This is a genomic window from Pseudomonas sp. R1-18 (assembly GCF_051132095.1).
Taxonomy (GTDB): domain Bacteria; phylum Pseudomonadota; class Gammaproteobacteria; order Pseudomonadales; family Pseudomonadaceae; genus Aquipseudomonas.
In genome coordinates, this window is sequence record NZ_CP071658.1 from 1,963,936 (window position 1) to 1,989,984 (window position 26,049).

General features: G+C 61.5%; 19 protein-coding genes. 15 read left to right on the plus strand and 4 right to left on the minus strand.

What is annotated here, in order from left to right; genetic code table 11:
- Positions 1-79 precede the first annotated feature (79 nt).
- Positions 80-4,654, plus strand: coding sequence for an RHS repeat domain-containing protein (locus tag J3P77_RS09005; protein WP_434681201.1), 4,575 nt, complete (start codon positions 80-82; stop codon positions 4,652-4,654).
- A 60-nt stretch (positions 4,655-4,714) separates the two neighbouring features.
- The gene (locus J3P77_RS09010) at positions 4,715-6,160 is read left to right on the plus strand and encodes a hypothetical protein (RefSeq protein WP_434681203.1); all 1,446 of its coding nucleotides are present in this window, start codon (positions 4,715-4,717) and stop codon (positions 6,158-6,160) included.
- Positions 6,161-6,195: 35 nt separating this feature from the next.
- Here J3P77_RS09010 and J3P77_RS09015 read toward each other — a convergent pair whose 3' ends face one another.
- The 3 genes from J3P77_RS09015 to J3P77_RS09025 are packed head-to-tail and all read right to left on the minus strand — an operon-like array spanning position 6,196 to position 9,246.
- A complete protein-coding gene (locus tag J3P77_RS09015; RefSeq protein ID WP_434681936.1) occupies positions 6,196-7,167 on the minus strand; it encodes an alpha-L-glutamate ligase-like protein in 972 nt (323 codons plus the stop codon).
- On the minus strand, positions 7,167-8,705 hold the full coding sequence (locus tag J3P77_RS09020) for an inactive transglutaminase family protein (protein ID WP_434681204.1): 1,539 nt from the start codon (positions 8,703-8,705) through the stop codon (positions 7,167-7,169). The genes J3P77_RS09015 and J3P77_RS09020 overlap by 1 nt, the downstream gene beginning before the upstream one ends.
- A 4-nt stretch (positions 8,706-8,709) precedes the next feature.
- Entirely contained in the window at positions 8,710-9,246 is a 537-nt protein-coding gene (locus J3P77_RS09025) for an ATP-dependent zinc protease family protein (protein WP_434681206.1), read from the minus strand.
- Between the two features lie 248 nt (positions 9,247-9,494).
- Between J3P77_RS09025 and J3P77_RS09030 the strand changes: the two genes are divergently transcribed.
- From J3P77_RS09030 to prpD, 6 genes are all read left to right on the plus strand, one after another.
- Positions 9,495-10,202, plus strand: a complete 708-nt coding sequence (locus J3P77_RS09030; RefSeq protein WP_434681207.1) for a GntR family transcriptional regulator — start codon at positions 9,495-9,497, stop codon at positions 10,200-10,202.
- Positions 10,199-11,092 (plus strand): methylisocitrate lyase, encoded by an 894-nt coding sequence (prpB, locus tag J3P77_RS09035; RefSeq protein ID WP_434681208.1) that lies wholly within the window; start codon positions 10,199-10,201, stop codon positions 11,090-11,092. The genes J3P77_RS09030 and prpB overlap by 4 nt, the downstream gene beginning before the upstream one ends.
- 153 nt (positions 11,093-11,245) lie before the next feature.
- Positions 11,246-12,373 carry a bifunctional 2-methylcitrate synthase/citrate synthase gene (gene prpC / locus J3P77_RS09040; protein ID WP_434681209.1) on the plus strand — a complete coding sequence of 376 codons (1,128 nt, stop codon included), beginning with the start codon at positions 11,246-11,248 and terminating at the stop codon, positions 12,371-12,373.
- Between the two features lie 154 nt (positions 12,374-12,527).
- Complete coding sequence (acnD, locus tag J3P77_RS09045; RefSeq protein ID WP_434681210.1) at positions 12,528-15,113, plus strand: Fe/S-dependent 2-methylisocitrate dehydratase AcnD; 2,586 nt, start codon at positions 12,528-12,530, stop codon at positions 15,111-15,113.
- A 135-nt stretch (positions 15,114-15,248) separates the two neighbouring features.
- Positions 15,249-16,433 (plus strand): 2-methylaconitate cis-trans isomerase PrpF, encoded by a 1,185-nt coding sequence (prpF, locus tag J3P77_RS09050; RefSeq protein ID WP_434681211.1) that lies wholly within the window; start codon positions 15,249-15,251, stop codon positions 16,431-16,433.
- A gap of 25 nt (positions 16,434-16,458) precedes the next feature.
- Positions 16,459-17,943 (plus strand): 2-methylcitrate dehydratase, encoded by a 1,485-nt coding sequence (prpD, locus tag J3P77_RS09055; RefSeq protein ID WP_434681212.1) that lies wholly within the window; start codon positions 16,459-16,461, stop codon positions 17,941-17,943.
- A gap of 136 nt (positions 17,944-18,079) precedes the next feature.
- On the opposite strand, the gene ppsR is transcribed toward prpD, so the two are convergent.
- Complete coding sequence (gene ppsR, locus J3P77_RS09060; RefSeq protein ID WP_434681213.1) at positions 18,080-18,898, minus strand: posphoenolpyruvate synthetase regulatory kinase/phosphorylase PpsR; 819 nt, start codon at positions 18,896-18,898, stop codon at positions 18,080-18,082.
- A 192-nt stretch (positions 18,899-19,090) separates the two neighbouring features.
- Here ppsR and ppsA point away from each other — a divergent pair, with 192 nt between their 5' ends.
- The 7 genes from ppsA (at position 19,091) to sigX (ending at position 26,026) form a co-directional block, all read left to right on the plus strand.
- The gene (ppsA, locus tag J3P77_RS09065) at positions 19,091-21,466 is read left to right on the plus strand and encodes a phosphoenolpyruvate synthase (protein WP_434681214.1); all 2,376 of its coding nucleotides are present in this window, start codon (positions 19,091-19,093) and stop codon (positions 21,464-21,466) included.
- A gap of 165 nt (positions 21,467-21,631) precedes the next feature.
- Positions 21,632-22,621, plus strand: coding sequence for an alpha/beta fold hydrolase (locus J3P77_RS09070; RefSeq protein WP_434681215.1), 990 nt, complete (start codon positions 21,632-21,634; stop codon positions 22,619-22,621).
- 71 nt (positions 22,622-22,692) lie between these two features.
- Positions 22,693-23,181 carry a ribonuclease E activity regulator RraA gene (gene rraA / locus J3P77_RS09075; RefSeq protein ID WP_434681216.1) on the plus strand — a complete coding sequence of 163 codons (489 nt, stop codon included), beginning with the start codon at positions 22,693-22,695 and terminating at the stop codon, positions 23,179-23,181.
- 11 nt (positions 23,182-23,192) lie between these two features.
- A complete protein-coding gene (locus J3P77_RS09080; protein ID WP_434681217.1) occupies positions 23,193-24,188 on the plus strand; it encodes a zinc transporter ZntB in 996 nt (331 codons plus the stop codon).
- 87 nt (positions 24,189-24,275) lie between these two features.
- A complete protein-coding gene (locus J3P77_RS09085) occupies positions 24,276-24,524 on the plus strand; it encodes a CrfX protein (RefSeq protein WP_434681218.1) in 249 nt (82 codons plus the stop codon).
- A gap of 2 nt (positions 24,525-24,526) precedes the next feature.
- Positions 24,527-25,351: a mechanosensitive ion channel family protein gene (locus tag J3P77_RS09090; RefSeq protein ID WP_434681219.1), complete on the plus strand. Its 825-nt coding sequence runs from the start codon at positions 24,527-24,529 to the stop codon at positions 25,349-25,351.
- An 84-nt stretch (positions 25,352-25,435) separates the two neighbouring features.
- Positions 25,436-26,026 carry an RNA polymerase sigma factor SigX gene (gene sigX / locus J3P77_RS09095; protein WP_434681220.1) on the plus strand — a complete coding sequence of 197 codons (591 nt, stop codon included), beginning with the start codon at positions 25,436-25,438 and terminating at the stop codon, positions 26,024-26,026.
- The last annotated feature ends 23 nt before the right edge of the window (positions 26,027-26,049 follow it).

Genomic DNA, 26,049 nt, shown 5'->3' on the forward strand with positions numbered 1-26,049 from the left:
CGCAGGGGGGCTTCGCTCATGCGTTTTCTCGTCCCCCTGACGTGACCGCGACAAAGCAAAACATCGGCAGGGACTTGCCATGACAATCAAGAATGCCATCCACTCCAACGCGTTCCACTTTCTGAGCTTTCTTTTGAAAGGCGTCGACGCCCGCACCGGTCAGTACACCGTGTCGGTCGACATGCCCGAGCTCAAGAGCAACCGGCTCTGCGGGCCAGCCGTGCCCCTGCAGTTGCAGTTCAACCCGCTGAACCTCGGCGACTCGGGGTTCGGCCTGGGCTGGAACCTCAACCTGTCGCAATACACCCCCGGCGACCGGATGCTGGCCCTGAGCACCGGCGAGACGTTCAAGGTCACCGGCAGCGGCCCGCAACCGGTGATCAAGGAGAAGAAACTCGACAGCTTTCATTTCTACGACCAGGGCAACGACAGCTATCGGGTGGTCCACAAGTCCGGTCTGGTGGAAATACTGCACACCGGCGGCAGCGCCGACAACCGCGTGGCCCTGCCAGTGCAGATGCTCGCGCCCTCGGGTCATTCGGTCAGCCTGACCTATCTGCCGTTTCGCGGCGGCCAGCGGCTGGAAACCGTCAGCGATGCCTATGGCACGCTGCTGCGCATCGAGCGCGACGCCAATGACACCTTCGTCAGGTTCCACCTGCACCCCGGCAGCGGGCCAGGCGGCGGACCGCTGGCGACGTTCGAGATGAAACTGGACGGCGACGGGCACGTCAGGGCCATTGTGTTGCCCACCGAAGAACAGGCGTCCTGGCGCTTCCAGTACGAGACGTTGTTCGACGTCCTGTGTCTGACCGAGGTGCAGACCCCGGTAGGCGGTCGGGAAACCATCGAGTACCTGGACGGCGGCCATCGCTATCCGGGCGTGGCCCGCGATCCGCTGCCGCGCGTCACCCGGCATCGCGTCTACCCCGGCTTCGAACAACCGATGGTCGAGGTCACCTACAGCTACACCGACCATAATTTCCTGGGCAACGGCGCGCCCATCGGCTGGGACGACGACGGTCTGGACAACCTGTACAAGGCGCCGGCCGGTTATGAGTATGGTTCGGTGGAAACCCTGATGATCGGCGGTCTGGCAGCACGCACGGTCAGCCGCACCTTCAACCGATTCCATCTGGTGCTTGAAGACATCACCACTCAGGGCGACTGCGTCAAACGTCTCGACACCCAGTACCACGCGCTGGAAGTGCCATTCGACGAGCAGCCTGCGCAGTTTCAACTGCCCACGGCTGTCACCACGACCTGGTTTTTGAAGGTCGACCCGAGCCGTTTACGTTCTGTGGTTGAGCGCACCGCATTTGACGAACACGGGAATCTTGTGGAACGCGTGCAAACGAGCGGGGTCCGGGAAACCCTGACCTGGTACAGCCGGGAGGGCGAGGAGGGCTGCCCGGCCGATCCGCAAGGATTCGTCCGTCATCAGAAAGATCAAACCACATGGCCGGCGATCAGCGAGCATGGGCAGGCGTCAGCTGTCCGGGTCGGCTATCGTTACCAGACCCTGCCTGCTCTGTCGGTCAGCGGAGCCGAGGCCTGGCTGGCGCTGAGCGAAGAAACGCTCACCGCAGGCGACGACGCGCACACCACTCCCGTGCAAATTACCGATAAGAGTTATTACAACCAGCCCGACGATGCAACAGTTCACGGCTTGCTGCACAGCGAGAGCCAGACGCTGAATCGCCAGATGACAAAGACCGAGTACGCCTACAGCACGCTCTTCAGTCGACAGGCCGGGGAGACTGTGCGGCAGGTCGTCGAAACGCTCACCGGCTTTGACGGCAACCGGAAACAGATGACCCGTCAACACTCGTTGTTCAACGGCGAGGTGCTGCTGGATCACGACACCGATAACGACGTCCAGATCAGCTACCGCTATGACGTGCTGGAACGCGTAGTCAGGGAAACCATAGCGCCAGGTACTGAGTTCGAAGCGTCCCGCACCTATGAGTACAGCCTGACGTCGCTTCAAGGGCAGCAGGCCGTTCAAGGTGCGACGGACGTCAACGGCGTAGCGACGCGTACCCTCGTCGACGGACTCAACCGCGTGGTCGTCGAAGAGCGGCAGAACGCCGATGGTGCCGAACCTGAAGAGTTTCGTCAGACTTACGAGGCGACATACGATGAATTCGGTCATGTCATTGCACATACCGAATTCGACTGGCTGGATACTCAGACGCTGGCGCTCAAGCGGGTGTACGATTTTGACGATTGGGGCGAGCAGATGTGCGAGACGGGGCCTGATGGCGTCCGAGAGTTTGCGCGGACAGATCCCATCGGGACCCCCGAATCCATGGGGCCGATTGTCCGGAGGTGGCACCTGGGGCCGGGCCGGGATGGGCCTGCGGACGGCACCAGCGAAACCTGGATGAACCTGTTCGAAAAGCCCTCGCGGGTCGAGCGCCTGGATAAATCGGGGCGGCGGTTGAGTTTGCACCGCTACCTGTATGACGGCCTGGGACGCACGGCAGAGGAATACGACGGCCGCGATGCCTGGACGCAGTACCGCTACGACGTTTTCGACCGCAGGACCGAGACGGTGCTGCCGGACACGGCTGTGGTCAAGCGTTGGTATGCCGGGCACAGCACAGACGACCTGCCAACCGGCATAAGTGTCAATGGAATCGAACTGGGCACCCAGCGGTTCGATGGTCTGGATCGCAGGATCGAATCAGTGGTGGGGGGACGTCTCCAGACATTCGCCTACGACGCCGGGCAATTGCAGCCTGGGAGCGTAACCACGCCCGCCGGCCAGCAGATCGGTTACGACTACCAACCGCAGTTGCATGACCAACCTCTGCATCGTTACCTGCCGCAGAGTCTGACGGCGCAGTATGACTACGATAGGACGAACGCGCGCTTGTCGAGCTGTCACGAGGCCGATCAGACGCTGACGCGCAGCTATTTCAGCACCGGAGATCTCAAGACCGAGACTCGACTCCAGGCCGGAGGCGAGCCAATGACCATGCACTACAGCTACAGCCGTACCGGGCGGCTGCTCACCTACACTGACGTGTTTGGCCAGACCCAGCATTATCGCTACGACCGGGCCGGGCGTCTGGAAGCCACGGACCTGGACAGCCTCTCGACATCCTTTGGCTATGACGCCCTGGGGCGGCTGCGCAGTATTCATACCCTTGAAGGGGGGCGAAGTCTGGAGGTGACCTTGGAATATGACGATCTGGGGCGCGAAAAGCTGCGCACCTTCGTCCTTGACGGAGTGATCCAGACGTTGGCACAGGAATACGACGCAGTGGACGCTGTGGTGCGTCGTACCTTGATGCAGGGGGCGCAGCTGCTGCGTGACGAAACCTATCAATATGACCTGCGTGGCCGGCTCGAAGTCTATGGCTGCGAGGGCAGTCAGCCGCCCGTGGACCCTTATGGCCAGATCATCAGGCAGCAGGTTTTCGCATTCGATGAGCTGGACAATATGATGTTGGTGCAAACCCGCTCGCCGGAAGGTGTCGATCTGGCGCGTTTCACTTATGACGAACGCGACCCTGTCCAGCTTCGACGCATCACGCATTCGGACAGCGTGAACTATCCGGCACAGATCGATCTGGACTACGACGCCAACGGCAACCTGATCCACGACGAGCGACAACGCACCCTGACCTACGATGCACTCAATCGATTGTTGGCAGTCGAGGAGTCGGATGGGACCGAGTCAAACCGTTACTCTTATGACCCGGTAGACCGTTTGGCGAGCGCGGGCCAGGACAATGAGCAGCGTTTCTACCGCGGGGACGATCTGGCCAGCCGCATGAACGGCTCGCAGGCCAGTACCTTCGTTCGCGGCGCCGGGCAGTTGCTGGGCGAAAAACCCAGCGACGTCGCACAGGGGGCGGTGCTGCTGGCTTGCGATACTCATCAAAGTGTATTGGCTGAAGCGGCTGTAGACCACGCGCACGGTGCTATCGCCTACAGTCCCTACGGATGGCGCGACCCGGATTCGCAAGCGGTCACCGGCCTCGCGTTCAACGGTGAACTGACGGAAGGAACGACGGGGTGGCAGCTGCTCGGCAACGGTTATCGCGCCTTCAATCCGGTGCTGATGCGCTTCAACAGCCCGGACTCGTTGAGCCCTTTCGATGAGGGCGGAGTCAATGGGTATGCGTATTGTGAAGGCGACCCGGTTAACCATGCAGACCCAAGCGGGCATTTCATAGGCGCGCTGGCGGGCCTTCTCGGCATCGTGGGTGTGGGATTGATCGTCTGGGGCACTCAGGTCAAAGATAACAAGATCTTGCAGACCTCGCTTTACATCGGCGGGGGGATGCTGGTGGCGGGCGCGCTTTTAACATTCGGGCTGGCATCTACGGGAACTGCAGCGAGAGAGGTGGGTCGCAAAGCCGCTTGGGAACTTGGGCGAAGGGGCGGTGGGGATCGCGTTCGGCCGCAGGGGCTTATTTATCAACATCGGCCGACCCCGACCCCGACCCCGAACCGCCAGCCGCCATCCAGCGGCAGCCTTGCCCGGCTTGACGCGCCTCGGGGTCAAGCTTCAGGCAGAGCACCGCAAAGCACCGCCCGCCCGGTCGGGCCCGTCGAACGCAGAGTACGCCGCGAAGCGACAAAGATCCGACAGCAGACCGAACGGATCCGGCACAGTCCTGCCCCGGCCGAGTTGTGATTGGCAATCATGATCCGTGGAAGACCAGGATGGCCTTCCCTCAATGACAGGAGTGTCCCGATGTTTACTCTCTCTCCGACCGGGCTGAATGATCTCGGCCCTCCAACCGTACCGGCTGCGCTTCCCGATATCCCCGGCGGCGCCACCAATCTCATCCCGGTCTCTGCCACTGCGGCGCCTCTGCGCATCGAGTTCCCGATGTGGCAGAACAGCGATCCCCAGCCGGGTTTTTCCGAGACAGTCACCCTGCATTGGGGCGGTACGACCCTTGAAAAAAGCTGGACGGCGCCAGTGCCCGCAGACGATCTATTCATAATGGTGCCTGTGGCGCTGCTTGTGGACGGGCCCTATGTCGTCCATTACGTCGTGACGACCTGGAACGGCAACACAGGCGAGTCCGGACCGCTGACCCTGACCATCGACAAAACCGCCCCGGTGCTTGCCTCTATCCAGCGGCTGATATTTCCCACCGAGGTCATTTCGAACGGCGTGACGGCAGGTTATCTGACCGCTCATGACGACAAGGTCATGGCGGATGTGCCCGGTTACAGCCAGCCCGGCGCGGGTGATGAAGTCACCTGGTTCTGGGACGCCACGTCGGGCAGCCACGATCGGGTCGATACGTACACCCTCACCCAGACTGACATAGGCAGACCGCTGGCAATCGCCTTTGAGGGCAGCATGATCCGCAGTCGTGGCGACGGACCGCGACAGGCGTATTACCAAGTCCGTGATCGAGCGGGCAACCTCAGCCCTTACGCCGACGCCGTGACGCTTGAGACCCGGGTCGTGGTGCGCGACCTGAACTGGCCGGACGTCGACGGCGCAGTGGGTTCGGGCGAGCAGATCACACTGGTGCCGGAGCGGGCGGCAGCGGGCGCCATCGTCATCGTGCCCGACACGGCAGTCATCTATCCCGGCGAAACCATTTGGGCGCAGTGGGGTGAGCCGGGTGCGTCGGGCTCCTACCGAACCTCAACGCCTGCGCCGCCTGGCTCCCGCCGCTATGCGATTCCCAAAGAGCACGTAGCCCAGCATATAGGCAGCAGGCTTCCCGTCAGCTACGACATCGTGGGACCGTCGAATTCGTACACTTCAGCCATCAGGCGGCTACAAGTGCTTGCGCTTGATCCGACACGGCTGCCGCTGATTCAAGTCACCGGCCTGGCCGGGAGCAGGCTCAGCCTGGCCAATATTCCGGACTCCGGTGTACCGTTGCAACTGGGCACCTGGACCCTGATGGCCACCACCCAGCGCGTACGCATCCAGGTTGCCGGCGTGGCGGCAACCGGCCAGCCCGTCGAGACGGTGGTGATGGATGACCATCAGGTCACCGCCCCGGAACTGGTGAGCGGCATCACGGCCAGCATAGGCAGGGACTTCATGTACCGCCTGAAGCTCGATACGAAGTTTTCCATAAAGGTATTCGTCAGCTTCAACGAGGGCGCTACCTGGCCGAGTGTGCCGAATTTCCCGGTGAACGACGACATCACGCTCGTGGCCTGACAGTCGTGGCTCCCGGGCAAGGTGACGCGCAATAATTACCCGACGTGCCCAAACGCCTCCTGCACAAACGCCAACCGCTCCGCCGCCGTCTCCCGCTCACCATTGCGCGCCAGCGCTTCCAGGCGCGCTTCCACGGCCTGGGTTCGATGAGTCAGCCCGCAGTCGTTGGCGATCTGGATGTTCAGGCCGGGGCGGGCGTTGAGTTCCAGGATCAGCGGGCCTTTGTCTTCGTCCAGCACCATGTCCACGCCGATGTAGCCCAGCCCGCACAGCTCGTAGCATTCGGCGGCGAGCTTCATGAAGCCGTCCCAGGTAGGCAATTGCACGCCGTCCACCGCGTTGGTGGTGTCCGGGTGTTTGCTGATGATGTTGTTCAGCCAGGTGCCTTGCAGGGTGATGCCGGTAGCGAGGTCCACGCCGACGCCGATGGCGCCCTGGTGCAGGTTGGCCTTGCCGCCGGACTGGCGGGTCGGCAGGCGCAGCATGGCCATGACCGGGTAGCCCATCAGCACGATGATGCGGATGTCCGGCACGCCCTCGTAACTGATGCTCTTGAAGATCGGGTCAGGCTTGACCCGGTACTCGATCAGCGCCCGGTCGCGGTGCCCGCCCAGCGAATACAAGCCGGTCAGGATGCTCGACACCTGATGTTCGATTTCCGAATGGCTGATGATCCGGCCCGACACGGTACGGAAACGCTCCTCGAAACGGTCGGCAATCACCAGGATGCCGTCGCCGCCTGCGCCCTGTGCGGGTTTGATCACGAAGTCGCTGCGTGCGCCGATGATCTCGCTGAGATGGTCGATTTCCTTCTCGGTGGAGATCACCCCGTACATCTCCGGCACATGAATGCCGGCCGCGATCGCCCGTTCCTTGGTGATGATCTTGTCATCGACGATCGGGTACAGGCTGCGCTTGTTGTACTTGAGCACGTAGTCGGCATTACGCCGGTTGATGCCCATGATGCCTTTGGCTTCCAGCGCCTTCCAGGTTTTCCACCAGCCGATCACTTGGCTTGTTCCTCTTTCAGGAATGCCTTGAAGCGCATCAGTTCGGTCAGGCGGTAGCCGCGGTATCTGCCCATCGCCAGCATGAAGCCGACCAGCACCAGCAGCACGGCGGGGAAGGTGAACACAAAGTACGTCAGCTCCGGCACGCTCATGATCAGGTGCGCCAGGGAGGCTGCGAACAGCGTGCCGATGGCGACTTTCATGGCGTGGCTGGCGCCGCGTTCTTCCCAGGTGATGGACAGCCGCTCGATGGTCATGGTCAGGATCACCATCGGGAACAGCGCCACCGACAGCCCGCGCTCCAGCCCCAGCTTGTGGCTGAACAGGCTGATGGCCGCGATCAGCACCACCACGAAGGTCAGTACCACCGACAGGCGCGGCAGCATCTGCAACTTGAGGTGTTCGAGGTATGAACGCAACGACAGGCCCAGGGCCGTGATCACAGTAAACAGCGCGATGCCGAAGCCCAGCTGGGTTTCCCGGAACGCCAGCGCGATCAGCACCGGGGTGAAGGTGCCCAGGGTCTGCAGGCCGATCAGGTTGCGAAGAATCAGAATCACCAGCACGCCAATCGGGATCATCACCATGATCATGAAGGTCTGCTGCGTCTGCAGCGGCAGGCCATACAGCGAGTAGGACAGAAAGTCCGCATCGGTGCTTTCGTCGGTCAGCTTGGCCAGCCGCATGGCATTCATTTCGCTGTTGTTGAGGCTGAAGTTGACCTGCACCTTCTTGCCGCCCTCGGCGGTGACCAGATTTTCTTCGCCGGTCCACCACAGCAGGCGGTCTTCCGGCAGCCCGGCTTCACCGGTCTCCGGGTTGAAATACAGCCATTCCTTGCCATTGAAACTGCGCAGCCAGAGTTCCGGTGTCTGCGGCTCATCGGCAATCAGGCGGATGGTGTGGGCTTTTTCCATCGGTACGTGGGCGATGGACAGCAATAGCTCGGTGACCTGCGCCTTTTTCGACGACGAAGTATCGCTACCCAGCAGCAGTTTGACGTTGTCATCGCTCAGGTTGTTGACCCGCTTGATGGCTTCGGTGATAAACGTCTCGACGTCGGCCGAGTGCTGACGGATCGGGGCGAGCAGGGCTTCGGCGGCGATCTTTTCCGGCCCCTCGACCGGCAGGCTGTCGCGGAAGATCGGGCCCTTGAGCTTGGGCTTCTCGCCGCTGTAACGCTTGGTCAGAACCAGCCGGTAGTAGAGCGTCTGGTTGCCGGTCGCGCGACGGGTCGACCAGGTGACGCGGCGGTTGCCATCGACCCGGTTGACGCTGACCCCGTAGTTGTTGGAGATGAAGCTTTCATTGAGGCTGATGTAATCGTGCGCCAGCGGCGGCACGAACATCTGGATCTTCACCGAGTCCTTCGGATTGGCGACAAACTCGACCTTGGCGTCGATGTTCCAAAGGTCGTCGGTTTCTTCTTCGCTCACGGGAATGCCGAGCGCGACTATCTGGTAAGCCGTGATCGCAATGCCCAGGGTCACCAGCACAGTGATCAGGATTTTCAGATGGAGCGTAAGAGCGCGCATGGATTTACTCTGCGTTTTGAGCGACGGACGCACAGCCGGGCTTGCCCGCTGCGTATTTAAGGCTTGGATCGACCAGCGCGTCGAAGTGCTTGAGTGCCTCGGCGCCGATCAGAAGCGGGTATTGGAAAGCACTTCGGTCGGTCAAGTTCACTTCTATGGTGCGTAAAACTTCACCCATGCACACATCCAGGCTGATGACCGGACGCGCGCTGTAGCGCTGCTCGTCATCCGGGTCCACGTCGTCGGCGCGCCGCTTGATCTTGCTGACCCGGGCCAGCGGGCGTTCGATGGGGTGCGCATGGCGGTCGTCGACCCCCAGATAAAAGCGGACCCAGCTTTCGCCATTGCGCTTGAAATGCTTGATGTCGCGGGCGCTCAACGACGCGGTCCTGGCCCCGGTATCCAGCTTGGCGGCGACTTCAAGGTCGATGTCGGTGAGTCTGGCGTATTCGTTCAGGCCATAGACCGTCTTGCTGGCGGCAAGGCCCAGGCCGGGCAACGAAATCAGGCACAACAGAGCGGAAAGGGATATGAGTCTCATAGATCCTGGTGTGGTGAGTGCATTGGGGGCGCGATGCGACGTCAGCCGGCGGGCGCGACGACAAACGGTCTGGTCGAAGCGGCGGCATTCTAGCATGGCTTTTCGAGGCGTCAGGCTGGTTCGGATGTAGGAAACTTCGCCGGTGGCGCTGGCGGGTATTAGACGATTGTCGACAATCTGTATTTGCTCTTTGACGAAGGCCTCGATATTGGCTAAGTTCAGCGCAGCCAACCACAAGGGTGTCGACAATGCTGGATGCAGCGCTACAAATCTCGAAGACGACAGATGACAGCGCAACGCTTTCGGAAAACGTCTTTCGCCGCATCCAGTCGGCCATCGTCAAGGGCGAGATCGCGCCCGGCAGCAAGATATCCGAGCCTGAGCTGGCGCGGACTTACGGCATCAGTCGCGGGCCGCTGCGCGAAGCGATCCATCGGCTCGAAGGGCAGCGGTTGGTGGTGCGCATCCCCCATGTCGGGGCGCGGGTGGTCTCGCTGAGTCACAGCGAGATGATCGAGCTGTACGAGATCCGCGAGTCGCTCGAAGGCATGGCCTGTCGGCTTGCCGCAGAACGCATGAGCCAGGCTGAAATCGATGAGTTGCGCGCGGTCCTCGACACCCATGAGCGCGACGCGGCTTTTCAGGCTGGCGTCGGGTACTACCAGCAGGAAGGTGATTTCGACTTTCATTACCGGATCATCCAGGGCAGCGGCAACCGCACCCTGAGCCAGATGCTCTGCGGCGAGCTGTACCAGCTGGTGCGCATGTACCGCATCCGGTTTTCCACCACGCCCAACCGTCCGCGTCAGGCCTTCGCCGAGCACCACAGAATTCTCGACGCCATCGCCGACCGCGACGGCGAGCTGGCCGAGCTGCTGATGCGTCGCCATATCGGCGCTTCGCGACGCAATATCGAACGTCATTACCAGGCTGAAACTGCCCGAGGTCAACAATGAATCAGAACAACAAAACTCCCGGCCAGCGTTTCCGTGAAGCGGTCGCCAGTGAGCAGCCCTTGCAAGTGGTCGGCGCCATCAATGCCAATCATGCGCTGCTGGCGAAGCGCGCGGGGTTCAAGGCGATCTACCTGTCGGGCGGGGGCGTGGCCGCCGGTTCGCTCGGCTTGCCGGACCTGGGCATCACCGGCGTGGACGACGTATTGACCGACGTGCGCCGCATCACCGATGTCTGCGACCTGCCGCTGCTGGTGGATGTCGATACCGGGTTCGGTTCTTCGGCGTTCAACGTCGCGCGCACGGTGCGCTCGATGATCAAGGCTGGCGCGGCGGCGATCCATATCGAGGATCAGGTCGGCGCCAAGCGTTGCGGGCACCGGCCCAATAAGGAAATCGTTTCGCAGCAGGAGATGGTCGACCGCATCAAGGCCGCCGTCGACGCGCGGACCGACGATAGTTTCGTGATCATGGCGCGCACCGACGCGCTGGCCGTGGAAGGGCTGGACTCGGCGCTGGAACGGGCCGCCGCGTGCATCGAAGCGGGCGCGGACATGATTTTCCCCGAAGCCATCACCGATCTTGCGATGTACAAGCAGTTCGCCAACCGCGCCGGCGTGCCGATCCTGGCCAACATCACTGAATTCGGCGCAACGCCGCTGTTTACCGTGGAAGAGCTGCGCGAGGCCGACGTTTCCCTGGTGCTCTATCCTCTGTCTGCCTTCCGCGCGATGAACAAGGCGGCGGAAAACGTCTACGGCGCCATCCGCCGCGATGGCACCCAGAAAAACGTCATCGACACCATGCAGACCCGCATGGAGCTGTACGACGCAATTGACTACCACGATTTCGAACAGAAGCTGGATGCGCTGTTTGCGCAGAAGAAAGGCTGACCTGAAAACTGACTGTGGGAGCGAACTTGTTCGCGAAGAGGCCGATTCAGACGCAACAGCTGTATTGCCTGGCATGGCCCCTTCGCGGACAAGTCCGCTCCCACAAAAACGTCATAAGCCGATTCCCGACAATTTCAAGAACTGGAGAATGCAATGGCTGAAGCAAAAGTATTGAGTGGCGCCGGTCTGCGGGGCCAGGTAGCCGGGCAGACGGCGCTGTCTACCGTGGGCATGGCCGGCGCAGGGCTGACCTACCGTGGTTATGACGTCCGCGAACTGGCCGCCGAAGCGAGCTTTGAAGAAGTCGCCTACCTGCTGCTCTACGGCGAGCTGCCGACCCAGGCGCAACTCACGGCCTATATGCAGCGCCTGAAAACCTTACGCGATCTGCCGCAGGCGCTCAAGGAAGTGCTCGAACGAGTCCCCGCCGACACCCACCCGATGGACGTCATGCGCACCGGCGCTTCGATGCTCGGCACTCTGGAGCCGGAGCGTAGCTTCGAGCAGCAACGCGACGCCACTGACCGGCTGCTGGCCGCGTTCCCGGCCATCATGTGCTACTGGTATCGCTTCAGCCACGACGGCAAACGTATCGACTGCACCAGCGACGAAGCGTCCATCGGCGGGCATTTCCTGCGCCTGCTGCTGGACAAATCGCCCAGCGAGCTGCATCGCAAGGTGATGGACGTTTCGCTGATTCTTTACGCCGAGCACGAATTCAACGCGTCGACCTTCACGGCTCGGGTCTGCGCCTCGACCTTGTCGGATCTGTATTCCTGCGTCACCGCAGCCATCGGTACATTGCGCGGGCCATTGCATGGTGGCGCCAACGAGGCGGCCATGGAAATGATCCAGCGCTTCGGTTCGGCCGAAGAGGCTACTCAGGGCACCCTTGGCATGCTCGAACGCAAGGAAAAGATCATGGGGTTCGGCCACGCGATCTACAAAGAGTCCGATCCGCGCAACGAGGTCATCAAGGGCTGGTCGAAGAAGCTCGCCGATCAAGTGGGCGACAGCGTGCTGTTCCCGGTTTCCGAGGCCATCGACAAGGTCATGTGGGAACAGAAGAAGCTGTTCCCCAATGCCGACTTCTACCATGCGTCCGCTTACCACTTCATGGGCATCCCGACCAAGCTGTTCACGCCGATCTTTGTCTGCTCACGGGTAACCGGCTGGGCGGCGCACGTGTTCGAGCAGCGCGCCAATAACCGCATCATCCGCCCAAGCGCCGAATACGTCGGTGTCGAACAGCGCCAGTTCGTTGCTATTGATCGTCGCTGAACTGTCACGACCCGCTTGACCCGTGGGAGGGAGCTTGCTCGCGACGGCTGTGTCTCCATTCGCCCGGCGAGTAAAACTGCAAGATATACAAGGGCAGGGGAGTCGCCCATGAACTCCCCGCTCATTTCCGATTTCACCGTGACCGAGTCCCGCAATGAACACTGAATATCGCAAGCCGCTTCCCGGTACACCGCTGGATTATTTCGACGCCCGCGCGGCGGTCGAGGCGATCCGGCCCGGCGCTTACGACACGCTGCCGTACACCTCGCGGGTGTTGGCGGAGAACCTGGTGCGCCGCTGCAATCCCGCGACGCTGCGGGCCTCGTTGACGCAATTGATCGACCGCCGCCGCGACCTGGATTTTCCGTGGTTCCCGGCGCGAGTGGTCTGCCATGACATTCTCGGTCAAACCGCGCTGGTGGACCTGGCCGGGCTACGCGACGCCATCGCCGCGCAAGGCGGAGACCCGGCGCTGGTCAATCCGGTGGTGCCGGTGCAGTTGATCGTCGATCACTCGCTGGCGGTGGAATGTGGCGGTTACGATCCGCAGGCCTTTGAGAAAAACCGGGCTATCGAAGACCGCCGCAACGAAGACCGCTTTCATTTCATCGACTGGACCAAGCTGGCGTTCAAGAACGTCGAGGTGATCCCGCCGGGTAACGGCATCATGCACCAGATCAATCTGGAGAAAATGTCGCCAGTGGTGCAGGTGCTCGACTCCGTCGCCTTCCCGGACACGCTGGTCGGCACCGACAGCCATACACCGCACGTCGACGCGCTGGGTGTCATCGCGATCGGCGTCGGCGGGCTGGAGGCGGAAAACGTCATGCTGGGTCGGGCCTCATGGATGCGCCTGCCGGACATCATTGGTGTAGAACTGACCGGCCGCCGCCAGCCCGGCATTACCGCCACCGATCTGGTGCTGGCGCTGACCGAATTTCTGCGCCGGCAAAAAGTCGTCGGGGCCTGGCTGGAGTTCTTCGGCGAGGGTGCTTCGAGCCTGACGCTGGGCGACCGGGCGACGATTTCCAACATGGCGCCGGAATACGGTGCAACGGCAGCCATGTTTTCCATCGATCAGCAGACCCTGGATTACCTGCGCCTCACCGGGCGGGAAGACGAGCAGGTGCGTCTGGTTGAGCTCTACGCCAAGCAGACCGGCCTGTGGTCCGACGACCTCAAGCAGGTTGAGTACGAGCGAGTGTTGCACTTCGACCTGTCGACCGTGGTGCGCAACATGGCCGGGCCTTCCAACCCGCATGCCCGGGTCGCCACCAGCGAACTGACTGCCAAGGGTATCGCGGGCCCCTGGAGCGAGACACCGGGCCAGATGCCCGACGGCGCGGTGATCATTGCCGCCATCACCAGCTGCACCAACACCAGCAACCCGCGCAACGTGGTGGCCGCCGGGCTGCTGGCCCGCAACGCGAACCGGCTGGGGTTGAGTCGCAAGCCCTGGGTCAAATCTTCCCTGGCTCCCGGTTCCAAAACCGTCGCGCTGTATCTGGATGCGGCCAGCTTGACCCATGAGCTTGAGCAGCTGGGCTTCGGCGTCGTCGCGTTCGCCTGCACCACCTGCAACGGTATGTCCGGCGCGCTCGACCCGGCCATCCAGCAGGAAATCATCGACCGTGACCTTTACGCCACGGCGGTGCTGTCCGGCAATCGTAATTTCGATGGGCGTATTCATCCTTACGCGCGACAGGCGTTTCTCGCTTCGCCGCCGCTGGTCGTGGCCTACGCCATCGCCGGCACCATCCGTTTCGATATCGAGCAGGACGTGCTGGGTGTGGTCGATGGCCGTGAAATCCGCCTGAAGGATATCTGGCCCAGCGACGAGGAAATCGACGAGGTGGTGCAAGCATCGGTCAAGCCGGAACAGTTCCGCCAGGTTTACATTCCGATGTTTGCCATCGATGAAGGCAGTGCCGCGCAGGTCGACCCGCTGTACGACTGGCGACCGATGAGCACCTACATTCGCCGCCCGCCGTATTGGGAAGGCGCGCTGGCCGGTGAGCGAACGCTGCGCGGCATGCGCCCGTTGGCAGTGCTGCCGGACAACATCACCACCGACCATCTTTCGCCGTCCAACGCCATCCTGCGCGACAGCGCGGCAGGCGAGTACCTGGCGAAAATGGGCGTGCCGGAGGAAGACTTCAATTCCTACGCAACCCATCGCGGCGACCACCTGACCGCTCAGCGGGCAACGTTCGCAAACCCGCAGCTGGTTAATGAAATGGCCGTGGTCGACGGCAAAGTGCGCAAGGGGTCGCTGACTCGTCTGGAGCCGGACGGCACGGTTGTGCGTATGTGGGAAGCCATCGAAACCTACATGCAGCGCAAGCAGCCGTTGATCATCATCGCCGGTGCCGATTACGGTCAGGGCTCTTCCCGCGACTGGGCGGCCAAGGGCGTTCGGCTGGCGGGCGTCGAGGCCATTGCGGCGCAGGGTTTCGAGCGCATTCATCGGACCAATCTGGTCGGCATGGGCGTGCTGCCACTGGAATTCCAGCCCGGCACTACCCGGCTGACGCTGGGTATCGACGGCACCGAAACCTTCGACGTGATCGGCCAGCGCACGCCTCGCGCGACCCTCACGCTGGTCATCAATCGGCGCAATGGCGAGCGCATCGAAGTGCCGGTGACCTGCCGCCTGGACACCGCCGAGGAAGTGTCCATCTACGAAGCCGGCGGCGTATTGCAGCGCTTTGCCCAGGATTTTCTGGAAGGGACACGTTAAACGCGGCACGCCGCCGTTGCGCGTTAACGTTCGTCGCGGGCAAGCGCGCTCCTACACGAGGTCGATCAGTAGGAGCGCGCTTGCCCGCGACGCAGGCGGCGCGGTTTATCAGAAGGCTTATCAAGGACCCCTATCATGCCTCACCCACCACAACTGAAAATCCCCGCCACCTACATGCGTGGCGGCACCAGCAAGGGTGTGTTCTTCCGGCTCGACGACTTGCCGCAAGCCGCGCAAGTCCCTGGCGCCGCGCGCGATGCGTTGCTGCTGCGGGTCATTGGCAGCCCCGATCCCTATGAAAAGCAGATCGACGGCATGGGTGGTGCGACTTCCAGCACCAGCAAGGCGGTGATTCTGTCGCGCAGCACCAAGGCCGGTCACGACGTCGATTATCTGTTCGGGCAGGTCTCCATCGACAAACCCTTCGTGGACTGGAGCGGCAACTGCGGCAACCTGTCTGCGGCGGTGGGCTCCTTCGCGATTTCCAGCGGCCTGGTGGACGCTGAGCGTATTGCGCACGATGGCATCGCGACGGTGCGCATCTGGCAGGCCAATATCGGCAAGACCATCATTGCCCACGTGCCGATTACCGACGGCGAAGTGCAGGAGACCGGCGACTTTGAACTCGACGGTGTGACCTTTCCGGCTGCCGAGGTGCAGCTGGAGTTTCTCGATCCGGCTGCCGATGAAGACGGGGCGGGCGGTTCGATGTTTCCCACTGGCAATCTGATCGACGAGCTCGACGTGCCGGGTCTCGGCGTGCTCAAGGCGACGCTGATCAACGCCGGCATCCCGACCATCTTCATCAATGCGGCGGATATCGGCTACAGCGGCGCCGAGCTGCAAGCCGATATCAATGGCGATCCGCGAGCCTTGGCTATGCTTGAGGCAATCCGTGCTGTCGGCGCGGTGCGCATGGGGTTGATCGAGAGCATCGAGCAGGCCGCAAGCCGCCAGCACACGCCGAAGGTCGCTTTCGTAGCGCCGCCCGCCAGCTACCTGGCTTCCAGCGGCAAGCCGGTCAAGGCGCAGGACATCGATCTGCTGGTGCGGGCGGTCTCCATGGGCAAGCTGCACCACGCGATGATGGGTACCGCCGCAGTCGCCATCGGCGCTGCCGCCGCGATTCCCGGCACGCTGGTAAACCTGGCGGCCGGCGGCGAAGCGCTCGGCGCGGTGCGTTTCGGCCACCCGTCCGGCACCTTGAGGGTCGGTGCCGAGGCGCGCCAGGAAGGTGGCGAGTGGAAGGTGACCAAGGCAGTCATGAGCCGCAGCGCCCGCGTGCTGATGGAGGGCCGGGTCAGGGTGCCGCAAGCGTAAACGCAGCCAAATCGAAGGGGTACGCATGAGCCAGAACGTCGATCTGAACAACCGCCCGGACTACGATCAGGTCCTGCAGGACATCGCCGACTACGTGCTGAACTTCAAGGTCGAGTCGGCCGAAGCGCTGGATACCGCGCGCAATTGCCTGATGGACACCCTTGGCTGCGGCCTGCTGGCGCTGCGCTTTCCGGAGTGCATCAAACACCTGGGGCCGATCGTGGAAGGCACGATGGTGCCGTTCGGTGCGCGCGTGCCGGGCACCAGCCTGCGGCTCGACCCGGTCAAGGCTGCGTGGGACATTGGCTGCATCATCCGCTGGCTGGATTACAACGATACCTGGCTGGCGGCTGAATGGGGGCATCCTTCGGACAATCTGGGCGGCATCCTGGCGGTGGCCGACCACTTGTCGCAGCGTCGGGCAGCCAATGGCGAGCTGCCGCTGATCATGCGCGATGTCCTCGATGCGATGGTCATGGCCCACGAAATTCAGGGTGTGCTGGCGCTGGATAACGCCTTCAACCGGGTCGGGCTCGATCATGTGCTGCTGGTCAAGGTCGCTTCGACCGCAGTGGCCGCCAGGCTGATGGGGGCCAATCGCGAGCAGATGCTCTCGGCGTTGTCCCACGCCTTCGTCGACGGTCAGGCGCTGCGTACCTATCGACACGCGCCCAACGCCGGATCGCGCAAATCCTGGGCGGCGGGCGATGCGACCAGTCGCGCCGTGCGTCTGGCCGATATCGCGCTACGTGGCGAGATGGGCATCCCCGGCGTATTGAGCGCGCCGCAATGGGGCTTCTACGACGTGACGTTCAGTCACACCAACAAGGATCTGGCGACCAAACCACAGGGCCAGCGCACCTTCAGCCTGTCGCGGCCCTATGGGACGTACGTCATGGAACATGTGCTGTTCAAGATCAGCTTTCCGGCCGAGTTTCATGCGCAGACCGCCTGCGAGGCGGCTGTCATCCTGCATCCGCAGATCCGCCACCGCATGCACGAGATTACCCGCATCGTCATCACCACCCATGAATCGGCAATCCGGATCATTTCCAAGGAAGGGCAGCTGGCGAACGCTGCCGACCGGGATCATTGCCTGCAATACATGGTCGCCGTGCCATTGGCCTATGGCACTTTGGTTGCGGAGCATTACGAGGATGATTTCCATGCCGCTCACCCGATCATCGATCAACTGCGCGAGAAGATGGTGATTGTCGAAGAACCACGCTACAGCCAGGAATATCTGGAGCCCGATAAACGCTCAATCGCCAATGCGATCCAGGTGTTCTTCAAGGATGGATCAAGCACTGGCAACGTGGCGGTCGAATATCCCATCGGTCACCGTCGCCGGCGCGCCGAGGGCATCCCGCTGCTGGAAGAAAAATTCAAGAGCAACCTGGCCACCCGCTTCCCGCCTCAGCGCTGCGAGCAGGTATTTGCTTTGTGCAAGGACCAGCAGCAACTGGAGCAGATGGCGGTCCATCGGTTCATGGACTTGTTGGTGATCTAGCCTGTGGCCGGAACGCTTTTCTCTTCTGTGGGAGGGAGCTTGCTCGCGACCTGGCAGCATCTGGTTCACCGCTGTCGCGAGCAAGCTCCCTCCCACAAGAACCTTTCACAAGATCATCCGATCAAAGTTGGCGGGGCTATTTGAAGCGTCGCTCGACGCCTTTCTCCACGAGCACCTTGGCCGAGATTTCTTCGACCGAGAAGTGCGTGGAATTGATATGCGGAATGTTCTCCCGGCGGAACAGGCCTTCCACTTCCCGTACTTCGAATTCGCACTGCGCGTAGCTGGCGTATCGGCTGTTGGGCTTGCGCTCATGGCGGATGGCGGTGAGGCGGTCCGGGTCGATGGTCAGACCGAACAGCTTGTCACGGTGCGCCTTGAGTGCCTCGGGCAACTGCAGGCGCTCCATGTCATCTTCAGTCAGCGGGTAGTTGGCGGCGCGGATGCCGAACTGCATGGCCATGTATAGACAGGTCGGTGTTTTGCCGCAGCGGGAAACGCCGACCAGAATGATATCGGCCTTGCTGTAATACTGCGTGCGCGCGCCGTCGTCGTTATCCAGCGCGAAGTTGACCGCTTCGATGCGCTCCATGTAATTGGAGTTGTGGCCGATCGAATGCGACTTGCCCACCGAGTACGACGAGTGTGAACTAAGCTCCTGCTCCAGCGGGGCCAGAAAAGTCGAAAAGATATCGATCATGAACCCGTTGGAGGTGGCCAGAATCTCGCGAATCTCCTGGTTGACGATGGTATCGAAGATGATGGGCCGCGCATCGTCCTTGTCGGCGGCATTATTGATCTGCTGTACCATCGCCCGGGCCTTCTCGACGCTGTCGATATAGGGGCGCGTGAACTTGTTGAATGTTATGGTTTCAAACTGCGCTAGCAGACTCTGGCCCAGCGTCTCAGCCGTGATGCCGGTGCCGTCGGAGATGAAGAAAGCGGATCGTTTCATTTGCGCCCTTTGGCCTTAAGCAGGTGACGATTCTTGGATATCATAGGCGCGCATGCGGGCCTGGAGGTTGGCATTCTGACCTTTTTTCCAGGTTCTGGCTTGCGCCCGACCCGTAGAGCCTGCGGTCGCCTTGTGGCGGCATCAGGTGCATGAGCTTTTCCCAACAACAACACCGTTAGTGGAGAGATCACCTTGGTAGAGTACGTAGTTTCCCTCGATAAGCTCGGCGTCCATGATGTGGAGCACGTGGGAGGCAAGAACGCATCCCTCGGCGAAATGATCAGCAACCTCGCGGGTGCTGGCGTTTCGGTGCCTGGTGGCTTCGCCACCACGGCCCAGGCCTACCGTGATTTCCTTGAGCAGAGTGGTCTGAACGATCAGATTCACGCCGCTCTGGATGCACTTGATGTCGACGACGTCAATGCGCTGGCCCGTACCGGCGCGCAGATTCGTCAGTGGATCATGGAAGCCGAATTCCCCGAGAAGCTCAATGCCGAGATTCGCGTTGCCTTCGACACCCTGTCGGCGGGCAACCCGAACCTGGCTGTTGCCGTGCGTTCTTCCGCCACCGCCGAAGACTTGCCCGATGCTTCCTTCGCCGGGCAGCAGGAAACCTTTCTTAATATTCGTGGCGTGGACAACGTGATTCGCGCCGCCAAGGAAGTCTTCGCCTCACTGTTCAATGATCGGGCAATTTCCTACCGCGTCCATCAGGGCTTCGACCACAAGCTGGTCGCACTCTCGGCTGGCGTGCAGCGCATGGTTCGCTCCGAAACCGGAACCGCCGGCGTGATGTTCACGCTGGACACCGAGTCCGGCTTCCGCGACGTGGTGTTCATCACCGGCGCATACGGCCTGGGCGAAACCGTGGTGCAGGGCGCCGTCAACCCCGACGAATTCTACGTTCACAAGCAAACCCTTGAAGCCGGCCGTCCGGCGATTCTGCGCCGCAACCTGGGCAGCAAGGCGATCAAGATGATCTACGGCGACGAAGGCAAGGCCGGACGCTCGGTCAAGACCGTCGACGTGGACGCCGCCGAACGCGCGCGTTTCTGCCTGACCGATGCCGAGGTCAGTGAACTGGCCAAACAGGCCATGATCATCGAGAAACACTACAAGGCACCGATGGACATCGAGTGGGCCAAGGACGGTGACGACGGCAAGCTGTACATCGTTCAGGCGCGGCCGGAAACCGTGAAAAGCCGTACTTCGGCCAACGTCATGGAACGTTACCTGCTCAAGGAGACCGGCAACGTGCTGGTCGAAGGGCGTGCCATCGGTCAGCGCATCGGCGCGGGCAAGGTGCGGATCATCAAGGACGTCTCGGAAATGGACAAGGTCCAGCCCGGCGATGTGCTGGTTTCCGACATGACCGACCCGGACTGGGAACCGGTGATGAAGCGCGCCAGCGCCATCGTCACCAACCGTGGCGGTCGTACCTGTCACGCCGCGATCATCGCCCGCGAACTGGGCATTCCGGCAGTGGTGGGTTGCGGCAACGCGACCCAGCTGCTGGTCGACGGGCAGGGCGTGACCGTGTCCTGCGCCGAAGGCGACACCGGCTACATCTTCGAAGGCGAGCTGGGTTTCGACATCAAGACCAACTCGGTCGATGCCATGCCTGAACTGCCATTCAAGATCATGATGAACGTCGGCAACCCCGACCGCGCCTTCGATTTTGCCCAGTTGCCGAACGCCGGCGTCGGCCTGGCGCGTCTGGAATTCATCATCAACCGCATGATCGGCGTGCACCCCAAGGCGCTGCTCAACTATGCAGGCCTGCCGCCTGAGCTCAAGGACAGCGTCGACAAGCGCATCGCCGGCTACGACGATCCGGTGGAGTTCTACATCGAGAAGCTGGTTGAAGGCATCAGTACGCTGGCCGCGGCGTTCACGCCCAAGAAGGTCATCGTGCGTCTGTCGGACTTCAAGTCCAACGAGTACGCCAACCTGATCGGCGGCAAGCTGTATGAGCCGGAAGAAGAAAACCCGATGCTGGGCTTCCGCGGTGCGTCGCGCTACATCAGCGAGAACTTCCGCGACTGCTTCGAACTGGAATGCCGTGCCCTCAAGCGCGTGCGCGAAACCATGGGACTGACCAACGTCGAGATCATGGTGCCGTTCGTGCGCACCCTGGGCGAGGCCAGCCAGGTGATCGAGTTGCTGGCGGCCAATGGCCTGAAACGCGGCGAGAACGGTCTGCGCATCATCATGATGTGCGAACTGCCATCCAACGCGATTCTGGCCGAAGAGTTCCTGGAGTACTTCGACGGGTTCTCCATCGGCTCCAACGACCTGACCCAGCTGACCCTTGGTCTGGACCGTGACTCCGGCGTCATCGCGCATCTGTTCGACGAACGCAACCCGGCGGTCAAGAAGCTGCTGTCCAATGCCATCGCTGCGTGCAACAAGGCGGGCAAGTACATCGGCATCTGCGGTCAGGGACCTTCCGATCACCCGGACCTGGCGCGCTGGCTCATGGAGCAGGGCATCGAAAGCGTCTCGCTGAACCCGGACTCGGTGCTGGAAACCTGGTTCTTCCTGTCCGAAGGCCAGGCGCCAGCGTGATGTGACGTGAGTCAACCCTGAATCATCATAGGGTTCAGGTTTTCACCCGAAAGGCGGTTTTTTCGAAAACCGCCTTTTTCATGGGCCGCCGACAGAGGCGTATGACGCGCCGTTCCAACCAGTCTCAAAGGTCTTCAAGGCCTTTGAGTTTAGATAAAGAGCACTATGCAAAGCAGCAGCCAGCTTTTTCCTGTTGCCTTGATCAGCGCCGAGCGTCGTGGCGATCTGGTCGAGGACGTCTACCGCTTGAAGCCCGCCAACAGTCCCGACCCCAGTGTCGAGCTTGCGGTCACGCGCCTGGGGCTGACTGACCAGCCCGACGTGCGCGGCGTGCCGGTGATTCTGGTGCACGGCAGCTTTTCCAATCGCCGTTTCTGGTACTCGCCCAAGGGCATCGGTCTGGGGCCGTTTCTGGCCCGCGCCGGTTACGACGTATGGATCGCCGAGATGCGCGGCCACGGGCTTTCCGCGCGTAACCAGCGCTACCGCTACAACAAGGTGGCGGACTACGCCCGATACGATCTGCCGGCCATTGCCGCGTTCGTCAGGGAGCAGAGCGGGCAGGTCCCGCACTGGGTCGGCCATTCGCTGGGCGGCACCACGCTGGCCGCCGCGCTGGGCGGCCAGTACCTGGGCCCGGCGGGCGCTGCGTCGGTGGCCTTGTTCGGCAGCCAGGTCAGCCGGACCTACTGGCCCCTCAAGATTCCGCCTGTGCAATGGTCCGGGCGCTTGTTGCTCAAGCCGTTCGAGCATGTCTCCGGTCCCCGTTTCAAGCGCGGCCCGGAAGACGAGCCCATCGGTCTGGTGCTGGAAAGCATGCGCTGGCATGGCCTGTTCGGGCGTTTCGGGGAGCGGGACAACAACTGGTGGGATGGCCTGAAGACGGTCGAAGTGCCATTGCTTGCGGTGGCCGCGACCGGCGATCACCAGGACCCGGAATGGGCCTGTCGTATGCTGTTCGACCAGATGGGTTCCCGGCACAAGGAGTTTCTGTGCCTGGGACGCCGCCATGGGTTCAGCGAAGACTTCGATCATGTGCAGATGCTGGTCAGCAAGGCCGCGCAGCGAGAAGTCTGGCCACGGGTTGCCGACTGGTTGCAGTCCCGCTGTGCGCCGCTGGCCAGTCCAGCCGTGGAAACGGCGGCCATGGCCTGAGCCGCATGATCGGTCGAACGCCAGGACTAAACGCACTATGCTGTTCTCATCCCAACTGCAGGAGCTGAACCATGCATTACGTCACCCCTGATCTGTGCGACGCCTATCCGGAGCTGGTGCAAGCGGTTGAACCCATGTTCAGCAATTTTGGCGGGCGCGATTCGTTCGGCGGCCAGATCGTCACCATCAAGTGTCACGAAGACAATTCGCGGGTCAAGGAGCAGGTCGCGCTGGACGGCACGGGCAAGGTGCTGGTGGTAGACGGCGGCGGTTCGCTGCGCTGCGCGTTGCTGGGCGACATGCTTGCCGAGCAAGCGGCGAAGAACGGTTGGGAAGGGGTGTTGATCTACGGCTGCATTCGCGACGTCGACGTCATCGCCCAGACCGATATCGGGGTTCAGGCGCTTGCCAGTCATCCGAAAAAAACCGAAAAACGCGGGATCGGCGACCTGAACGTGCCCGTCACATTCGGCGGCGTGACCTTCAAACCGGGCGATTACCTGTACGCCGACAACAACGGCGTAATCATTTCCCCGTCCGCTCTCACCATGCCGGAATAAGCGAAACCTGAATGTTCGATGAAGCCAACGCGCAGTGGGGGCTGGTACATGCCCTCGTATTGGATGGAATGGGCGGGGCGCGTTTCATTGCTCGAACCGAACTGGACCAACTCCAGCTGCAGCCACACCAGAGCCTGTGGCTGCACTGGGATCGCAGTCATCCGCAGACCCACACCTGGTTGCGCACGACCAGCGGGCTGAGCGAGTTTGCCTGCAATCTGCTGCTTGAAGAGAATACCCGTCCGCGCCTGCTGCCTTTGCCGGACCAGGAGCTATTGCTGTTCCTGCGCGGCGTCAACCTCAATCCTGGCGCCGTGCCTGAAGACATGGTGTCAGTGCGCATCTTCGCCGCGCCGCAGCGGGTCATCTCGCTGCGCCTGCGGCCGCTTCGCGCCACCGAAGAACTGATCATCCAGCTCAGCGAAGGTCGCGGGCCGAAAACCGCATCCGAACTCATTCTCTATCTGTCGCAATACCTGACCGACAAGATTCAGGGTCTGGTCGGCGAGCTGTCGGAATCGGTCGACAGCGAGGAAGAAAACACCGATGCCGACGAACGGTATTCCCCGGATCATGGCAATTTGCTGCATGTGCGGCGGCGCGCTGCGGGTTTGCGGCGCTTCCTGGGTCCGCAACGGGATATCTACGGGCAGATGTCGCGCATAAAACTGCCCTGGTTCGTGGACGATGACGCCGACTACTGGAACGAGCTCAACAACAGCCTGACCCGTTATCTGGAAGAGCTGGAATTGACGCGTGAACGCGTCGGGCTGCTGCTAGAGTCCGAAGACCGCCGGCTGCGCGAGCACATGAACCGGACCATGTACCGGTTCGGCATCATCACCGGAATCTTCCTGCCGATGAGCTTCCTGACCGGCCTGCTCGGTATCAACGTCGGCGGCATACCCGGATCGGAAAGTCCCTATGGTTTTCTGGTTGCCTGCGGGTTGATCGTCTCCGTTGCCCTGGGGCAGTGGTGGCTGTTCAGGCGTCTGCGCTGGGTATGAGCGGAAAATTTTCATGAATTTCTGCCTGGCCCGTGTGACCCGGGCGAAACAGGTCTCGTCTCTCACTGACATTGCGTGAGGTGCCTGATGCACGATCCGTTCGAAGAATCTTTGCGTGACATGCTCAAGTCGTCGTCCTCCAGCCGGGATGACGACGCCTGTCTGGGCCGTGTTCTGAAAACCGCCAACCGTCAGGTCGGTGCGGGCGTATTGTTCGGCCTGCTCGGACGCTGGTCCGAAGCGCTGATGATTGCCCTGAACAACGGCTCGGCCCACGTGGCCCCCGTATCACGTCGTCCCAAACCTACTGCTCGCCCTGTCGATAAGGCTGATTGAACATGGAATTGGATCTCTGGACCCAGAGCCTGGTTGCTGCAATGACTGCATTGTGGACCAAAGTTGCGAACTTCATTCCCAACCTGTTCGGCGCCCTGGTTGTGGTGCTGCTCGGTTTCGTCGTGGCCAAGCTGCTCGACGCGCTGCTCTCCAAACTGCTGGCCAAACTGGGCCTCGACCGTCTGATGGGCGGTACCGGTCTGACCAAGATCATCGGTCGCGCCGGGGTCAAGGTGCCGATTTCCACCGTGATCGGCAAAATCGTCTACTGGTTCGTGCTTCTTATATTTCTGGTGTCCGCCGCCGAATCCCTGGGCTTGCAGCGGGTTTCCGCCACGCTCGACATGCTTGCGCTGTACTTGCCGAAAGTGTTCGGCGCCGCGCTGGTGCTGCTGGTCGGCGTGCTGCTGGCCCAACTGGTCAACGGTCTGGTGCGTGGCGCGGCCGAAGGCGTGGGCATCGACTATTCGGCGGGCCTGGGTCGTATCGCCCAGTGGCTGGTCATCATCATCAGCCTGTCGGTTGCGATCAGTCAGCTGGAAGTCAAGACGGACCTGCTCAATCATGTGATCGTGATCGGCCTGATTACCGTCGGTCTGGCCGTGGCGCTCGCGCTGGGGCTGGGCAGTCGTCAAATCGCCGGGCAGATCATCGCCGGCATCTACGTACGCGAGCTGTTCCAGGTGGGGCAGTTCATCCAGATCGGGGAAGTGGAAGGGCAGATCGAAGAGATCGGCACCGTCAAGACGACGCTGCTGACGGATGACGGGGAGCTGGTTTCGTTTTCGAACCGTATCTTGCTGGATCAGAGAGTAAGCAGCCGTTAAGCGGCTAACCTGCTAAGCTATGCCGCCAAATTGCCGGAACTCGCGCAGTGGCGGACATTGACCTGACTGTCGGCAAGATTCGTTTTGAATAAACCCCTACCGCTATCGACGCGCTACGACCCCCGCGAGCTCTCGGATGAGGAGCTGGTCGCGCGCGCCCACGTTGAACTGTTCCACGTAACGAAGGCCTACGAAGAGTTGATGCGTCGTTACCAGCGGACACTTTTTAACGTTTGTGCGCGTTATTTAGGGAACGATCGCGATGCTGATGATGTCTGTCAGGAAGTGATGCTTAAGGTGTTGTATGGACTGAAGAATTTCGAGGGTAAATCGAAGTTCAAAACCTGGCTGTACAGCATCACTTACAACGAATGCATCACTCAGTATCGAAAGGAACGGCGTAAGCGTCGCTTGATGGACGCTTTGAGTCTGGATCCACTTGAGGAGGCGTCGGAAGACAAGACGCCAAAACCTGAAGAACGGGGCGGTCTCGATCGCTGGCTTGTGCATGTGAACCCGATTGATCGGGAGATTCTGGTACTGCGGTTCGTCGCCGAACTGGAATTTCAGGAAATCGCCGATATCATGCACATGGGCTTGAGTGCAACGAAAATGCGCTACAAGCGGGCTTTGGATAAACTACGCGAGAAATTTGCAGGCTTTGCCGAAACTTAACTCGGCGCAAATATCTCTAACCA

Excerpts from the sequence above, each read along its gene's own strand:
- J3P77_RS09005 (WP_434681201.1), top strand. The coding sequence starts at position 80 with ATGACAATCAAGAATGCCATCCACTCCAACGCGTTCCACTTTCTGAGC.
- J3P77_RS09010 (WP_434681203.1), top strand. The coding sequence starts at position 4,715 with ATGTTTACTCTCTCTCCGACCGGGCTGAATGATCTCGGCCCTCCAACC.
- J3P77_RS09020 (WP_434681204.1), bottom strand. The coding sequence starts at position 8,705 with ATGCGCGCTCTTACGCTCCATCTGAAAATCCTGATCACTGTGCTGGTG.
- J3P77_RS09025 (WP_434681206.1), bottom strand. The coding sequence starts at position 9,246 with ATGAGACTCATATCCCTTTCCGCTCTGTTGTGCCTGATTTCGTTGCCC.
- J3P77_RS09030 (WP_434681207.1), top strand. The coding sequence starts at position 9,495 with ATGCTGGATGCAGCGCTACAAATCTCGAAGACGACAGATGACAGCGCA.
- prpB (WP_434681208.1), top strand. The coding sequence starts at position 10,199 with ATGAATCAGAACAACAAAACTCCCGGCCAGCGTTTCCGTGAAGCGGTC.
- prpC (WP_434681209.1), top strand. The coding sequence starts at position 11,246 with ATGGCTGAAGCAAAAGTATTGAGTGGCGCCGGTCTGCGGGGCCAGGTA.
- acnD (WP_434681210.1), top strand. The coding sequence starts at position 12,528 with ATGAACACTGAATATCGCAAGCCGCTTCCCGGTACACCGCTGGATTAT.
- prpF (WP_434681211.1), top strand. The coding sequence starts at position 15,249 with ATGCCTCACCCACCACAACTGAAAATCCCCGCCACCTACATGCGTGGC.
- prpD (WP_434681212.1), top strand. The coding sequence starts at position 16,459 with ATGAGCCAGAACGTCGATCTGAACAACCGCCCGGACTACGATCAGGTC.
- ppsR (WP_434681213.1), bottom strand. The coding sequence starts at position 18,898 with ATGAAACGATCCGCTTTCTTCATCTCCGACGGCACCGGCATCACGGCT.
- J3P77_RS09070 (WP_434681215.1), top strand. The coding sequence starts at position 21,632 with ATGCAAAGCAGCAGCCAGCTTTTTCCTGTTGCCTTGATCAGCGCCGAG.
- rraA (WP_434681216.1), top strand. The coding sequence starts at position 22,693 with ATGCATTACGTCACCCCTGATCTGTGCGACGCCTATCCGGAGCTGGTG.
- J3P77_RS09080 (WP_434681217.1), top strand. The coding sequence starts at position 23,193 with ATGTTCGATGAAGCCAACGCGCAGTGGGGGCTGGTACATGCCCTCGTA.
- J3P77_RS09085 (WP_434681218.1), top strand. The coding sequence starts at position 24,276 with ATGCACGATCCGTTCGAAGAATCTTTGCGTGACATGCTCAAGTCGTCG.
- J3P77_RS09090 (WP_434681219.1), top strand. The coding sequence starts at position 24,527 with ATGGAATTGGATCTCTGGACCCAGAGCCTGGTTGCTGCAATGACTGCA.